The organism is Variovorax sp. Sphag1AA (genome assembly GCF_014192575.1).
In the GTDB taxonomy this organism is placed as follows: Bacteria; Pseudomonadota; Gammaproteobacteria; order Burkholderiales; family Burkholderiaceae_C; genus Variovorax.
In genome coordinates, this window is sequence record NZ_JACHYC010000003.1 from 44,041 (window position 1) to 57,479 (window position 13,439).

14 protein-coding genes are annotated in these 13,439 nt (G+C 66.3%); 8 read left to right on the plus strand and 6 right to left on the minus strand.

Annotated elements, in window-relative coordinates; all coding sequences use genetic code 11:
* Window positions 1-24 precede the first annotated feature (24 nt).
* The 6 genes from FHW64_RS12020 to FHW64_RS12045 all read right to left on the minus strand — a co-directional run bounded on the left by FHW64_RS12020 (window position 25) and on the right by FHW64_RS12045 (window position 5,508).
* Window positions 25-966, minus strand: coding sequence for an HlyD family secretion protein (locus tag FHW64_RS12020; protein ID WP_184526419.1), 942 nt, complete (start codon window positions 964-966; stop codon window positions 25-27).
* A gap of 16 nt (window positions 967-982) precedes the next feature.
* Window positions 983-1,180 carry a DUF1656 domain-containing protein gene (locus FHW64_RS12025; RefSeq protein WP_184526421.1) on the minus strand — a complete coding sequence of 66 codons (198 nt, stop codon included), beginning with the start codon at window positions 1,178-1,180 and terminating at the stop codon, window positions 983-985.
* The gene (locus tag FHW64_RS12030; RefSeq protein WP_184526423.1) at window positions 1,177-3,261 is read right to left on the minus strand and encodes an FUSC family protein; all 2,085 of its coding nucleotides are present in this window, start codon (window positions 3,259-3,261) and stop codon (window positions 1,177-1,179) included. The genes FHW64_RS12025 and FHW64_RS12030 overlap by 4 nt, the downstream gene beginning before the upstream one ends.
* The gene (locus FHW64_RS12035) at window positions 3,258-3,773 is read right to left on the minus strand and encodes a MarR family winged helix-turn-helix transcriptional regulator (RefSeq protein ID WP_184526424.1); all 516 of its coding nucleotides are present in this window, start codon (window positions 3,771-3,773) and stop codon (window positions 3,258-3,260) included. The genes FHW64_RS12030 and FHW64_RS12035 overlap by 4 nt, the downstream gene beginning before the upstream one ends.
* Window positions 3,774-3,855: 82 nt before the next feature.
* Window positions 3,856-5,058 (minus strand): multidrug effflux MFS transporter, encoded by a 1,203-nt coding sequence (locus tag FHW64_RS12040; RefSeq protein ID WP_184526426.1) that lies wholly within the window; start codon window positions 5,056-5,058, stop codon window positions 3,856-3,858.
* A gap of 3 nt (window positions 5,059-5,061) precedes the next feature.
* Window positions 5,062-5,508, minus strand: coding sequence for a MarR family winged helix-turn-helix transcriptional regulator (locus tag FHW64_RS12045; protein WP_260303778.1), 447 nt, complete (start codon window positions 5,506-5,508; stop codon window positions 5,062-5,064).
* A gap of 357 nt (window positions 5,509-5,865) precedes the next feature.
* Between FHW64_RS12045 and FHW64_RS12050 the strand changes: the two genes are divergently transcribed.
* The 8 genes from FHW64_RS12050 (at window position 5,866) to FHW64_RS12085 (ending at window position 13,422) form a co-directional block, all read left to right on the plus strand.
* Complete coding sequence (locus tag FHW64_RS12050) at window positions 5,866-6,999, plus strand: ABC transporter substrate-binding protein (protein WP_260303779.1); 1,134 nt, start codon at window positions 5,866-5,868, stop codon at window positions 6,997-6,999.
* Window positions 7,000-7,029: 30 nt separating this feature from the next.
* Window positions 7,030-7,902, plus strand: coding sequence for a branched-chain amino acid ABC transporter permease (locus tag FHW64_RS12055; protein WP_184526430.1), 873 nt, complete (start codon window positions 7,030-7,032; stop codon window positions 7,900-7,902).
* Window positions 7,899-8,882, plus strand: a complete 984-nt coding sequence (locus FHW64_RS12060; protein WP_184526432.1) for a branched-chain amino acid ABC transporter permease — start codon at window positions 7,899-7,901, stop codon at window positions 8,880-8,882. The genes FHW64_RS12055 and FHW64_RS12060 overlap by 4 nt, the downstream gene beginning before the upstream one ends.
* On the plus strand, window positions 8,879-9,679 hold the full coding sequence (locus tag FHW64_RS12065) for an ABC transporter ATP-binding protein (protein ID WP_184526434.1): 801 nt from the start codon (window positions 8,879-8,881) through the stop codon (window positions 9,677-9,679). Before FHW64_RS12060 ends, FHW64_RS12065 begins: the two co-directional genes overlap by 4 nt.
* A complete protein-coding gene (locus tag FHW64_RS12070) occupies window positions 9,676-10,446 on the plus strand; it encodes an ABC transporter ATP-binding protein (protein ID WP_184526436.1) in 771 nt (256 codons plus the stop codon). Before FHW64_RS12065 ends, FHW64_RS12070 begins: the two co-directional genes overlap by 4 nt.
* A 118-nt stretch (window positions 10,447-10,564) precedes the next feature.
* Window positions 10,565-11,800, plus strand: coding sequence for an FAD-dependent monooxygenase (locus tag FHW64_RS12075; RefSeq protein ID WP_184526438.1), 1,236 nt, complete (start codon window positions 10,565-10,567; stop codon window positions 11,798-11,800).
* 15 nt (window positions 11,801-11,815) lie between these two features.
* A complete protein-coding gene (locus FHW64_RS12080; protein WP_311733292.1) occupies window positions 11,816-12,595 on the plus strand; it encodes an Asp/Glu racemase in 780 nt (259 codons plus the stop codon).
* Window positions 12,592-13,422, plus strand: coding sequence for an alpha/beta fold hydrolase (locus FHW64_RS12085; RefSeq protein WP_184526440.1), 831 nt, complete (start codon window positions 12,592-12,594; stop codon window positions 13,420-13,422). The genes FHW64_RS12080 and FHW64_RS12085 overlap by 4 nt, the downstream gene beginning before the upstream one ends.
* Window positions 13,423-13,439: the final 17 nt, after the last annotated feature.

The window sequence follows — 13,439 nt, forward strand, 5'->3', positions numbered from 1 at the left end:
GGCAATGGGGAACAGGCACGGTGCTCACCCCTTCCTCTCGAGCTGTATCAGCCCCGCGGATGCGGCATCCCCTCCAAGCCCTTGCTCGATGACCTGCACCGTCACCGTCTGCCCCGCGACGAGATGCGTTCCATCGGGCAGCGGATCCAGCTTGATCCGCACGGGGACCCGTTGCGCAAGTCGAACCCAGTTGAACGTCGGATTCACGCTCGGCAGCAGGTTGGCGCTCGTCGAACGGTCGCGGTCCGCGATGCCGGCGGCAAAGCTCTCCACGGTGCCGGCGAGCGGTGCGCCTGCGCCCATCGTGGTGACGCGCACGCGGTCCCCTGTGTGGATGCGCGGCAGCTTGGTCTCTTCGAAGTAGCCCTCCACGTAGAAGGATGCTGCGTCGACCAACGCCAGGGCCGGGCGCCCAGATGTCGCGTAGCTGCCTTGCCGCATATCCAGATTGGTCACGAGGCCGTCGGTGGGCGCACGCACCGAAGCGCGCGCCAGGTTGAGGCGTGCGGAATCCAGAGAGACCTCGGCCTGTGCCACCGCGGCAAGCGCCTGTTCGACGCGCGTGCGCGCCTGCTCGCGCACCTCTTGCGAGATCAGTGTGCCCAGGCCGGCATTGCGGCCGTCTTCGCGCTGGGCCTGCGCGAGCGTGGTGCGCTGTGCCGCCAGCGCGACTTCTGCCTGACGCACGGCGAGCCGGTAGCGTGCAGGATCGACTTCGAAGAGAAGCGCGCCGGCCTTGACCGGTTCGTTGTCCTGGATGGACACGGCGGTCACCAGCCCGGACACGTCGGGCGCGATCTGCACGACGTTGGCGCGCACGCGGCCGTCGCGCGTCCACGGTGCCAGCTCGTAGTGGTCCCACAGTCGGAACCCGGCCCAAACCGAGGCGGCCACAACGGCGCAAGTGATGACGACAGGAATCAGGCGCTGCAGCCAGCGCCGATCGATGAGAGAAGGAGCATTCATGGCAGGATCGATACGGTCAGGAAGTGGTGCGGCTGAGTGCAAAAAGCACCAGCAGGTAAAGCGCCATGTCGAAAAGCGCCGGGTGCCAGACCCAGCGGTAGAGACCCGCGATGGCGAGAAGACGGCGCACGGCCCAGGTCGCGGGCAGCGCGCATGCCGCGAGCACCATCACCCACGGCAGATAGAGACCAAACAGACTGGCTTCGCCGATCATGGCGCGCCTCCTTCAGGAACAGCGACAGCGGGCCGGACGGGCGGCGCGTCTGGATAGAGATTGCGGCGAAGCCCGACCAGCGCGCTGATCGCCGAGCGGCCCTCGGGCGAGGCGTGCCCCTCGGCGCCAAGTGCAGCCTGCAACGCGTCGTCGATGCGCTTCTGCAATGAGGACGGATTGGCCACGACGTGCGAGACCATGCGCTCACGAAACAGGCGCTCCAGGTCGCGCATCAGGCCGTGGCCCAGATGCAGGGGCAGATGCGCGCGAACGCGCTGCATGGCGACGACGTCCGATCCCAGGCGAAGATCGCGAAGCGCATCAGCCGACACGCCATCGACTGTGCCGCCTGCCGCCGCCACGCGGGGTGCTAGAAGGCTGATGCGATCGAGCATGCGCACTGCGTATGCATCGGCCTTGACCTGCCTGCGCGGTGCCGCGGCCATGTCCGCCAGTTCGCGCCAGGTTGCGCGCTGGATGCGCCGGGCGCTCCAGTCCACACCCACCGAGCGAATGAGCCGCGTCGTGCGCCCGGCAACGAGGATGCCGACGACCTGCGCAATCATCGAGTTGGTGAAGCTCACCAGGTCGGCGTTCGCCGTATCGTGCAAAGCCAATGCGCTGGCTACGCCGAACAGGATCGGCATCGCGGCCATCATCGTCGTCGGCCGTGCCACGAAGCACCCGAGGAGTACGAACACCGGCGCGCACACGACGACCAGCATGCCGAAGTCGTGCACTGCGGGAAGCAGCAAGAGCACGTAGATCGCCGACAACGGCACCGACCACAGCGTGTACTTCAGGAAGCCATGGATCGCGGGCACCGGGTCATCCATGGTCGCGAAGAAGCTGCAGAAGACCGCCGCCATCATCACGGCCGCGGAACCGCTGGGCCAGCCGGTCAGTATCCAGAAGGCGGCGCAGATGCAGATCGCCACGACGGCTGCGAGGCTGGACAGCAATGCCATTCCGACATCGCGATGCAGCGCGCCATCGCCGACGGTTCGCAGTCGACGCGAGGGCGGCGCGACGCCCCTGAGTCCGTCATCGACTTCGCGCCGCAGCGCGACGCAGGCGCACCAACCGTCGACCAGTTCGTCCAGGCGCTCGGCGAGCGAGAGACGCAGGGCGCGCGACCAGCTCGAGCGCTGCTGCGCATCGGTCGCCTCGCCGAAGTCCCGTATCGCCTGGCGCAAGGTCGATGCATCGTTGTCGCCATCGCGATCGAGCGCCTGAAGCCATTGCGCAACCTTCGCCATCACGGCGGTCACGTCCGGCGCCAGGCTGCCTTCGGCTTGTCGCAGCGCCTGCAGGCGATCCTCGACGGCCGACAGCGCAGGCGTGAGCGATGCGACGCGGTCTTGCACCGCGCGGACGGCACCGGCCGTCCAGCGCAGATGCGTTGTGTCGAAGGGAATGTGGGTGGACAGGAGCCTGAGCTGCGTGATGTCGGCCGCAACACGCCCGCGGTCGGCCGCCAGCGCACCGCTCTTCGCCTCGCGCAGTGGAGGCTGCATGAGATCGAGCAGCCACTGGCGGGCATCGCGAAGGCTGCGGTCCAGCAAGCCGAGCACTGTGGAGCCCAATCCGGTCGGCAGCACGATGCTGTGGACCACGGTGGCGGCCAGGATGCCCAGGCCGATTTCCTCGACGCGTGCGATCGCTGTGTCGAACATCGTCTGCGGTGCATCCACGGCCGGAAAGCCGATCAGCGCCGCGGTGTAGCCGGCCAGCATGAAGACATAGGACCATGGCGTCCGGTCCTGCAGCGAGAAGTAGAGACACACGCCCAACCAGAGAGCCAGTGCCAGCGTCAGCAGCTCAGGCGTATTCGAAAGCGCAGGCACCAGCAGTAGCGCGGCGGCGGAGCCGAGCAGCGTGCCGAGCAGGCGGAACAGGGCCTTCGAGCGCACGGCGCCGGCCAGCGGATTGGCGACGACGTAGGTCGTCATCAAGGCCCAGAAGGGTCGCGGCTGGCCCATGCGGCTCGCGACGAACATCGCGAGCATCGCCGCGACGAAGCACTTGATGGAGAAGATCAGTTCGGCGCGGTTGAAGCGAAAAAGAGCGATAGCGTTCACGAGTCCCTCGGTTCACCGCCCCGCCTGGGGCCGGCTTGGGGCAATGCAGGCGACGGGCACCCCAGTCGGTCACGCAGGGCGTCGAACACGCGCAGGCAAGCGAACAGATCCTCGTCCGGGATACCCTGGTACAGCGCCTTGCGCATGACGGCGAGCGCCGACTCGATATGCCCGCACGCCTCCGCGCCCAGTTGCGTCAGGTGAAGCGTCTTTGCGCGGCGATCGTCTGGGTCTTCTCGACGCTCCACGAAGCCGCTCTGCACCAACTGGTCGATCGAACGCGCGAGCGAAGGTCCTTCGATCCCCAACTGCTCGGCCAGGACCCCCTGACGAAGGCCGTCGCCAAGCCGTCCGATCGTCACGAGGGGCCAGGCCAGTGCCTGCGAGAGCCCCACGTGCGCGACGGCCCGGTTGGCCGCTGCGCGATAGGCGCGCTCGAGCGAACCGAACGCTGTACCCAGCGTGACAAGGGCCGCCTCGCGGCGACGGGATGTGCTTCGTGAAGTAGACATCGATGAACTCCCGCTAATTACATAGCAAGCTAAGTAATATTGTAGCGAGATTGAGTCTTCGGGTCTCGTCTCCTATGTGCCACTACCGCGCATCAGGAGCAGAGGCGGTTCTTCGTGACCTTCCATAGGCGAAGCCTCCCGCTGCAAGCAGGACTGCCGCGACCATCACGCACGCAGCGCTCATGGCGGGGTTGCTGCCGATCGTCACGAGGCTGGTGCAGATGGCGCCGACCAACATCTGGGTGAAGCCGTACAAGCCCGCGGCTGAACCGGTGAGAGCCGGTTCCACGCTGACTGCCCGGGCCAGCGCCACGGGGCTGGAGAGCCCCGCGCCACAGGTGAACACGAGCATGGCGCCGATGATCCAGCCGACGCTGAGCGAGGAGGTGAGATTCAAGCCGAGGAAGATCAGCGAGCCGAGCAGGCCCAGCGCGCTTCCCACCCGCAGCAGCTGGTCCGCGGTGAAGCGGCTGCTCAACCGGCCCGCCATGAGATTGCCCAGCGACAACCCGAACACGATCATGCCGAGGTAGAAGCCGACTTCCCCGAGCGGCCGATTCAGTTCGATGTGGAACAAGAAGGGTGCGGTCGCGATGAAGGCGTACACGGCTGTGGTGGCGCATCCGCCTCCGAGCGCGTAGCAGACGAACGAGCGCGACGTCAGCAGCTTGCGGTAGTCGGTGAGGAAAGTTCGCGTCGTGAAGGCGCCCTTGGGGTCAGCGGTCTCGGGAAGCCTGTGCGCGGCCAGAAACAGCGTCACAGTGCCAACCGCGGCCAACAGCCAGAACACCGCGCGCCAGCCGAAGCCGTGGGCCAGCAAGCTGCCAGCCATTGGCGCCAGGCCGGGGCCGACCATGATCATCAGGTTCAGCGTCGCCAGCTTCCGGAGCGTCTCATGGCTCGCGGAGGAATCCCGCACCATCGCTCTGCCGAGGGCCAGCCCCGCGCAGCCGCCCAGTGCCTGCAGCAGTCGCGCAAGGACCAGCATGTGTACGTTCGGCGCGACTGCGGCCAGCACCCCGCTGGCGGCATACAGGGCGAGACCCACCATCAGCAGGGGGCGCCGGCCGAAGCTGTCCGACAGCGGGCCATAGAAGAGTTGCCCGGCGGCGAGGCCCAGGATGTAGGCGCTGATGGTCAGTTGCGCCTCTCCCGGCGTGGCACCGAACTCATGCGCCATCAGCGGCAGCGCCGGCACGAACATGTGCATGGCCATGGTGCCGCTGATCGTGATGAGCACCAGCAGCCACATGGGCGGCCGGGAAGGGGAGGGCGACGAAAGCATGATTCAGTCCGCTCCGCTTTCGAAGGCCGCGACGTCGGCCTTGCCCAAGTGCTGGGCGAGTGTCGAGAAAACTCGCAGGCAGGCGTCGATGTCCGACTCGGTGACACCCTTGAACAGCTCTGCCCGCAATACATGAAGAGTGGTCTCTACCTTCTCCTGGATGCTCAGGCCTGCGGGCGTCAGGTGCAGCGTCCTGGCACGGCGGTCATTCGGGTCGTCGCGCCGCTCGACGAGTCCTGCTCCGACGAGTTGGTCCAGTGTCCGAATGAGCGAAGGTCCTTCGACGCCGAGCAGATCGGCCACCACGCCCTGCCTCGCGCCATCGCCCTGTCGGCCGATGATGACGAGTGCCCATGCCGAAGCCTGCGATATGCCGAGGGGGCCGACCGCGCGATCCGCGGTCCCGCGAAAGGACCTCTGGAGCACGCCGAGCAATGTCGTGATGGTCATCAGCTTGGCTGAACGCGGCGGCCGAGTCATTTTTCTCGAAGAGGTCATCTCACGATTGTAGATAGCTTGCTATCTATCTAGATCGAGGAAACGAGCCCCGGAGGGGCTACGTATGAGAGAGAAACGAACCAGTGTGGTGCACGGCCTGGCGCTTTTCGATGCCCAAAGCCTCGTTTGGCTGGCATCAAGCTTGCTAATCAGTTGTTCAATTAATTGCGAGGGTTAACCCTAGCTCGAGATCGGGGTCGCGGATCTATTCTTCGCACGTTAATTAATTGATCGTTTAATTTATTAGTGCCAGCACGAAGCGCCTCAATGGCGAAGTGCCGGCTGGTCTATCCGCAACTGGAGAGTGAAATGCACAAGTGGTCTCAAGTGATGTCCTTCGCGGGCCTCCTGGCCGTATCGGCTTTGGCGAGCGCGCAGGAGACGGTAAAGATCGGCGTGATCGAGCCCCTGACGGGCTCGGTTGCCTACAACGGCCTGGCGTCGGTCAACGGCGCCAAGCTGGCCGTCGAGCAGCGCAACGCATCGGGCGGTGTGCTGGGTCGCAAGATCGAACTGGTGATCGAGGACGGCCAGTGCCGCCCCGCGAACTCGGTCAACGCCGCCGAGAAGCTCGTCCAGCGCGACAAGGTGGTGGCCTTGCAAGGGGCTTTCTGCAGCTCGGCCACCGCGGCCGTGATGCCCGTGGCCGAGAAGTACAAGGTGCCGTTCGTGACCGGCGTCTCGTCCAAGGCCGACCTGACGGAGAAGGGCATGCAGTACTTCTTCCGCTCGGCCGAAACCGATCGCCTGATGTCGAAGACCTTCAGCAAGATCCTCGCGGACAAGCTGCAGCTCAAGACGGTTGCCTATATCGGCGTCAACGACGACTGGGGCCGTGGCGGCGTGGAAGATTTCTCCAAGGACCTCGAGGCGCTCGGCGTGAAGACCGTGATGAAGGAGTACTTCGACCACGGCGCCACCGACTTCTACACGCTGCTCACCAAGCTGCGCGCGAGCAAGGCTGACGGCGTGTTCGTGGCCGCCGAGACGCAGGACGGTTCCATCCTCGTCAAGCAGTTCAAGGAATTCGGCCTGAAGACCAAGATCTTCGGCGTGGGCTCGTGGGCCACGTCTGACTTCATTGGCCTGACGGGTGATGCCTCCGAGGGCATCTATGCCGCAGTGCCCTATGCGTCGAGCCTGCCGAACGAACGCAACAAGGCCTTCGTCGAGCAGTACAGCAAGGCCTACAAGGAAAAGCCCGGCAAGTACGGCGCGGCCGGCTACAACGCGATGAACATCATGCTCGACGCCGTGCAGCGCGCGGGCAAGGCCGAGCCCGAGGCCATCCGCGACGCCCTGCGCAAGACCGACTACGCAGCGCCCAACGGCCGCTATCGCTTCACCGACAAGGGCGAAGGCTACGGCTTCGATGTGGTGCTGGTGCAGATCAGCAACCGCGAGGCAAACGTGGTCGCGCAGTCGGCCACCGAGAAGCCCTGAGCGAGACAGACAGAAGCAGGACTTTCCACAATGGAACTACTTCCCCAGTACCTCGCCAACGGGCTGGTGACGGGTTCGTTCTACGCGCTCTCTGCGCTGGGACTGACCCTGATCCTCGGCCTGATGCGCGTGGTGAACTTCGCCCACGGCGAGCTCTACATGCTCGGCGGCGTGATGGGCTGGTGGGCGACCACCCGCCTTGGCCTCGATTTCTTCAGCGGCCTGGTGCTTGTGGCGGTGGCCATGGGCGCCTTCGGCTGGCTGGTCGACCGCTTCCTGATCGAGCGCATCCGCAACCAGGGCGAAGAGCCCGGCATCCTGCTGACCATCGGCCTGTCGATCTTCCTGGCCAACACCGCATTGCTTGCGGTGGGCACCGCGCCGTTGAAGGTAGAGGCACCGATCTCTGCCGGCCCGATGTTCTTCGGCACGGTGGTGCTCACCAAGCTGCGCGTGTTCGCAGTAGTGGTGTGTGCGCTGCTGATCGTCGCGGCCTGGCTGGTCATTCACAAGACGCGACTGGGCCGCGCCATGCGCGCCACCTTCCAGGACCCAATGGCCGCGCAACTGGTGGGCGTGCGCACCGCCAACGTGTATGCGGCCACCTTCGCGATGGGCACGGTGATCGCGTCCATGGCCGGGATGCTGCTCGGCTCCATCTATTCGGCGCAGGTCGCCGTCGGTGGCCTGGTCAGCATGAAGGCCTTCGTGGTGGTGATCCTCGGCGGCATGGGCAGCTTCGCGGGCGCCATCGCAGGCGGGCTGCTGCTCGGTGTGGTCGAGGCCCTGTGGGGCGGCTACGTGGCCACCGGATGGGTGGACATCATCGGCTTCGCGCTGGTGATCCTCACGCTGGTCTTCCGGCCCTATGGTCTCTTTTCCAAGCGGGCGGAGCGCGCATGAAATTCGAGAAGCATTGTCTTGTGGCCCTGATGGTGCTGGCCGCGCTGCTGCCGCTGGTCGTGCGCGACCAATACGTGCTGCACATCGCGATCATGGTGCTGTTCTATGCGGTGCTGGCCAGCAGCCTGAACCTGGTGGTCGGCTATGTGGGCGAGTTCTCGCTCGGCCATACGGCCTTCCTGGGCACCGGCGCCTATGCAGCGGCCATCCTCTCCACGCAGTACGGCTGGCCGATGTGGGCCACCGTGCCCGTGGCGGGTCTGCTGGCTGCTGTGGTCGGCGTGGTCATCGGCGGCATCACGCTGCGGCTGCAGGGTCCGTTCTTCGTGATCGTGACGCTGTCCTTCGCCGAGGTGCTGCGCCTGGTGGCCGACAACTGGATCGGCCTGACCAACGGCCCCATGGGCATCGCCGGCATTCCGCAGCCCGCGCTGCTGGGCGATGCGGGCAACCTGGGTGCCAAGCAGTTCTACTATGCGGTGGCCTGGGTGCTGCTCGCAGTCACGCTCTATCTGAGCTTCCGCTTCGTGCATTCGAACGCCGGGCGCGCGGCCGTGGCTGTGCGCGAGAACCGCTACGTGGCGCAGTCCATCGGCATACGTCCGCTCAGCTACTCGATGCTGGCGCTGGTGCTGGGCGCGCTGCTCTCGGGCATGGCCGGCGGCTTCTACGCGCACTACATCTCCTTCGTCGGGCCCGAAGTGTTCCGCTTCGCGTTCATGGTGAGCATGATCATCATGGTGCTCGTCGGCGGCAAAGGCACGCTGGTGGGGCCGCTGATCGGCGCGCTGCTGGTGACCTTCCTGGAGGAATACCTGCGCGAGGCCAAGGAGTTGCGCCTGTCGATCTTCGGGTTGGCCGTGATCGCGATCGTGCTCTTCCTGCCGCGCGGCTTGATGGGCTTCGTCGTGCAGTGGCGCGAATCGCGCAAGACTGAATCGCCCAAGGTCGCCGTCAAGGCAGAGAGGAGGGCGGTATGAGCGCAACACAAGCCATGACCGCACCGCGCGCACTGGAAGTGCGCGGCCTGGGCAAGTCGTTCGGCGGCATCCATGCCGTGAAGGACATCAGCTTCGACGTGCGTCCCGGCGAGATCGTCGGCCTCATCGGGCCCAACGGCGCAGGCAAGACCACCTGCTTCAATCTCATCACCGGCTTCTACTCGCCCAGCGCGGGCCAGGTGCGCTTCGGAGGCAGCGACGTGACGGGCCGCAAGCCCTATCACATGGCCCGCATGGGCATCGTGCGCAGCTTCCAGAAGACCAACATCCTGAAGTCGCTGACGGTGTTCGAGAACGTGCTCACCGGGCACTACATGGAAGCGCGGCAGCCGCTGTGGCGCACCTTCTTCCCCGGTCGCGCGGTGCGCGCCACGGAGGCAGCGGCACGCGAGAGCGCCGAGCGCATCGTGCGCACGATGGGCCTGGCGCATCGCATGGACACGCCGGCCTCGGTGCTCTCCTGCGGCGAACTACGCCTGCTGGAAGTGGCGCTGGCGCTGGCCGCCAAGCCCGAGATCCTGATGCTCGATGAACCTGCCGCCGGCCTCAACAGCCAGGAGGCGCGGCAGTTCGGCGAGATCCTGAAAACGGTGCGCGGCCAGCTGGTGAGCTCGATCCTGATCGTGGAACACAACATGGGCCTGGTGATGGGCGTCTCGGACCGCGTGGTGGTGATGCATTTCGGCCAGAAGCTGGCCGAGGGCACGCCTGCGCAGGTGCAGGCCGACAGCAAGGTGGTCGAGGCCTATCTCGGCGGTGGAGGAAAGAAGGCATGAGCGCAGTGCTGAAGAGTGATGTGGCAGGCGGCAGCCTGGCCTATGCGACGGCAGCGTCGCCCGTGCTTGAACTGCGCGACTTGCATGTGAGCTACGGCAAGACCGCAGCGCTGCACGGCGTGAACCTGCGAGTGATGCCCGGCGAGGTCGTGGCGCTCATCGGTGCCAACGGCGCCGGCAAGAGCACTACGCTGCGCGCCATCTCCGGCCTGCTCAAGCCCACGCGCGGCGAGATCGTCTTCCAGGGCCGCAGCATCGGTGGCCTGGCCGCCGACCGCGTCGTGGCGCAGGGCATCGCCCAGTCGCCGGAGGAGCGCCACGTGTGGCCGACGATGACGGTGGACGAGAACCTCTCGATGGGCGCCTACCTGTGCAAGGGCAAGGCCGAGATCGAGCGCCGCATGGGGCTTGTCTACGAGCGCTTCCCGCGCCTGAAGGAGCGGCACAAGCAGCTCGCCGGCACGCTCAGCGGCGGGGAGCAGCAGATGCTCGCCATCGGCCGCGCGCTCATGTCCGAGCCGCGCCTGCTGTTGCTGGACGAGCCCAGCCTGGGCCTGAGCCCGCGCATGGCGGAGGAGGTCTTCGACTTCGTGCGTGAGATCAACGCGCACGGCGTGACTGTGATGCTCGTGGAGCAGAACGTGCACAACGCGCTGTCGGTGGCCACCCGCGCCTACGTCTACGAAACCGGCCGCGTGGTGGCCGAGCGCGATGCGGCCGGCTTGCTCGGCGACCCGGAACTGCTCAGCGCCTACCTGGGCGGCTGACCTCGAAAAGAGGGTGCCTTCGCGCACCCTCTTTTTGTCTTCATCGATTAATTGAACAAGCGTTTAACAACAGGGCGCGGCACCACGCCGGCCCATCGGATCAAGGAGTAGCAAAGACATGAACAAGACAATGCGAGTAGGGATCGTCGGCGGCGGCATCGGTGGCGTGGCCCTGGCACGCGCGCTGCGGCTGCGCGGAATCGATGCCCATGTGTTCGAGCGCGCAGGCGCTTTCGGCGAGATCGGCGCGGGCGTGCAGATGACACCCAACGCGGCCAAGGTGCTGCGTGCGCTGGGTCTCGGCGATGCGCTGGTGCGCATCGGCTTTCTGCCGAACGCGATGGTGGGCCGCAACTGGGACGACGCGCGCGAGCTGTTCCACACGCCGCTGCGCGAGGTGTGCCCGCGCCTCTTCGGCGCCGACTTCTGGCATGTGCATCGCGCAGACCTGCACGCGATCCTCTGCGAAGGCATCCCGGCCGACCGCGTGCGCTTCAATGTGTCGTGCACCGGTGTGACCCAGAACGCCGGCAAGGCCGTCGCGCATTTCAGCGACGGCACGCAGTTCGAGGCCGACCTCATCGTGGGCGCCGACGGCATCCATTCGGCGGTGCGCGATTCGCTCTGGGGCAAGACGGCCTCGCAGTACACCGGCCACATGTGCTGGCGCGCGCTGGTGCCGGTGGAGCAGCATCCGCTGCCATTCGTGAGCCCGGATGCTTCCTTCTGGATGGGCCCGAAGGCGCACATCGTCACCTATTACGTGAAGGGCGGCGCGGCGGTGAATATCGTCGCGGTCAACGAGAGCGCGCAATGGGTGACCGAGTCGTGGACCGAACCCAGCACACGCGAAGAACTGCTTTCCGCCTACGAGGGCTGGCACGAGAACATCGTGCGCCTGTTCGAGAAGACCGACGCGCAGCAGATCTTCAAGTGGGGCCTGTTCGATCGCGATCCGATGGCGCAATGGTCGCAGGGCCGCGTGACGTTGCTGGGCGACGCGGCGCACCCCATGCTGCCTTTCCTGTCGCAGGGCGCGGCCATGGCCATCGAGGACGCCTACGTGCTCGCCGCGGCGCTGTCGCATTTCGGTGGTGACCTGAATGGTGCGCTTCGAGCCTACGAGGTCGAGCGCCGTCCGCGCACTGCCCGTGTCCAGCTGGAGGCGCGTGAGCGCGGCCGCACCTACCACCTCTCGACGCCCGACGAGCAGAAGAAGCGCGACGAGGAATTCCAGAAGGCCCAGGCCAAGGACCCGAACGCGGTCGGCATCAAGGCCGAGTGGGTCTATTCGTACGACGCCACTGCTTGCGTCGAGCGCTTCGACGAGAGCGCCGAGGCGGCCGTCGCCTGAGCAAGGAGCAGTGACATGACAAGCAAGACCCAATTCCGCATCGGGCAGATCGTGCCCAGCTCCAACACCACGATGGAGACCGAGATCCCCGCCATGCTGCGCCTGCGCGAGCAGGTGCGGCCCGAGCGCTTCACCTTCCACTCGGCGCGCATGCGCATGAAGCACGTCAACAAGGAGGAGCTGGCGGCCATGGACGCCGAGTCCGACCGCTGCGCGCTCGAGTTGAGTGACGCGCGCGTGGACGTGCTCGGTTACGCCTGCCTGGTGGCCATCATGGCCATGGGCCGCGGCTACCACCGTCAGTCGCAGTCGCGCCTGGGCGCGGCCACTGCTGGCAATGCAGGCGAAGCGCCGGTGGTGACAAGCGCCGGTGCACTGGTCGATGCGCTCAAGGTGATGGGCGTGAAGCGCATCGCGCTGGTGGCGCCTTACATGGTCCCGCTGACACGCTTGGTGATCGACTACATCGAGCACGAGGGTTTCGAGGTGTCTGACTGGCGCGCGCTGGAGATCCCCGACAACCTCGAGGTGGGCCGTCATGATCCGGCAAAACTGCCGGCCATCGTAGCGGGCATGAAGACTGACGACGTGGATGCGATCGTGCTGTCCGCATGCGTACAGATGCCTTCGCTGCCGGCCATCGCGCAGGTGGAAGCCGCCACCGGCAAGCCGGTGGTGACCGCCGCCGTGGCGACGACCTACGCAATGCTGGGTGCGCTCGGGCTGGAGCAAGTGGTGCCGGGTGCCGGCGCGCTGCTCTCCGGTGCGTACTCGAAGAAGGGAGCGCGCCAATGAGCGACAGCACTTTTCTCTATGGCGGCCAAGTGCATGCGAACGGCATCCGCCAACACTATCTTCGCTACGGCGGCACCGATGGCGCGCGCAGCGGCCGCGATGCGGTGGTCATCGTCCCCGGCATCACGAGCCCGGCCGTCACCTGGGGCTTCGTCGCCGAGCGCTTCGGGAGGCACTTCGACACCTATGTGCTCGACGTGCGCGGTCGCGGCCTGAGCGAAGCCTCGGACACGTTGGACTACAGCCTCGACGCGCAGGCGGCCGACCTCAACGCGTTCACCGCCGCGCTCGGCCTCGACCGGTACGCATTCGTCGGCCATTCGATGGGTGGCCGCATCTCCATCCGCGCTGCTTCCAGCCAACCCGCCGGGCTCACGCGCGTGGTCGCGGTCGATCCGCCGGTGTCCGGCCCAGGCCGTCGTGCCTACCCGGCCAAGCTGCCTTGGTACGTCGACTCGATCCGCATGGCCCGCCACGGCATCAGCGTGGAACAGATGCGCGAGTTCTGCCCCACCTGGACCGAGGCGCAACTGCGCCTGCGCGCCCAGTGGCTGCACACCTGCGACGAGCGCGCCATCGTCACCAGCTTCGACGCCTTCCAGACTGACGACATCCACGCGGACCTGCCGCGTATCGCCGTGCCGCTGATGCTGATGAGCGCCGAGCGCGGCGACGTGATCCGCGAGGAAGACGTGGCCGAGATCCGCACCCTGGTGCCCCGCCTGCGCGAACACCGCGTGGCTGGTGCCGGCCACATGATTCCCTGGGACAACGAGGAAGGCTTCTATCGCGCCTTCGGCGACTTCCTCGGCGCGGCCCTGGACTGATCAACCCATTCAACACA

Coding starts and splice junctions, on each gene's coding strand:
- FHW64_RS12020 (WP_184526419.1), bottom strand. CDS start 966: ATGAATGCTCCTTCTCTCATCGATCGGCGCTGGCTGCAGCGCCTGATT.
- FHW64_RS12025 (WP_184526421.1), bottom strand. CDS start 1,180: ATGATCGGCGAAGCCAGTCTGTTTGGTCTCTATCTGCCGTGGGTGATG.
- FHW64_RS12035 (WP_184526424.1), bottom strand. CDS start 3,773: ATGTCTACTTCACGAAGCACATCCCGTCGCCGCGAGGCGGCCCTTGTC.
- FHW64_RS12040 (WP_184526426.1), bottom strand. CDS start 5,058: ATGCTTTCGTCGCCCTCCCCTTCCCGGCCGCCCATGTGGCTGCTGGTG.
- FHW64_RS12045 (WP_260303778.1), bottom strand. CDS start 5,508: ATGACCATCACGACATTGCTCGGCGTGCTCCAGAGGTCCTTTCGCGGG.
- FHW64_RS12050 (WP_260303779.1), top strand. CDS start 5,866: ATGCACAAGTGGTCTCAAGTGATGTCCTTCGCGGGCCTCCTGGCCGTA.
- FHW64_RS12055 (WP_184526430.1), top strand. CDS start 7,030: ATGGAACTACTTCCCCAGTACCTCGCCAACGGGCTGGTGACGGGTTCG.
- FHW64_RS12060 (WP_184526432.1), top strand. CDS start 7,899: ATGAAATTCGAGAAGCATTGTCTTGTGGCCCTGATGGTGCTGGCCGCG.
- FHW64_RS12065 (WP_184526434.1), top strand. CDS start 8,879: ATGAGCGCAACACAAGCCATGACCGCACCGCGCGCACTGGAAGTGCGC.
- FHW64_RS12070 (WP_184526436.1), top strand. CDS start 9,676: ATGAGCGCAGTGCTGAAGAGTGATGTGGCAGGCGGCAGCCTGGCCTAT.
- FHW64_RS12075 (WP_184526438.1), top strand. CDS start 10,565: ATGAACAAGACAATGCGAGTAGGGATCGTCGGCGGCGGCATCGGTGGC.
- FHW64_RS12080 (WP_311733292.1), top strand. CDS start 11,816: ATGACAAGCAAGACCCAATTCCGCATCGGGCAGATCGTGCCCAGCTCC.
- FHW64_RS12085 (WP_184526440.1), top strand. CDS start 12,592: ATGAGCGACAGCACTTTTCTCTATGGCGGCCAAGTGCATGCGAACGGC.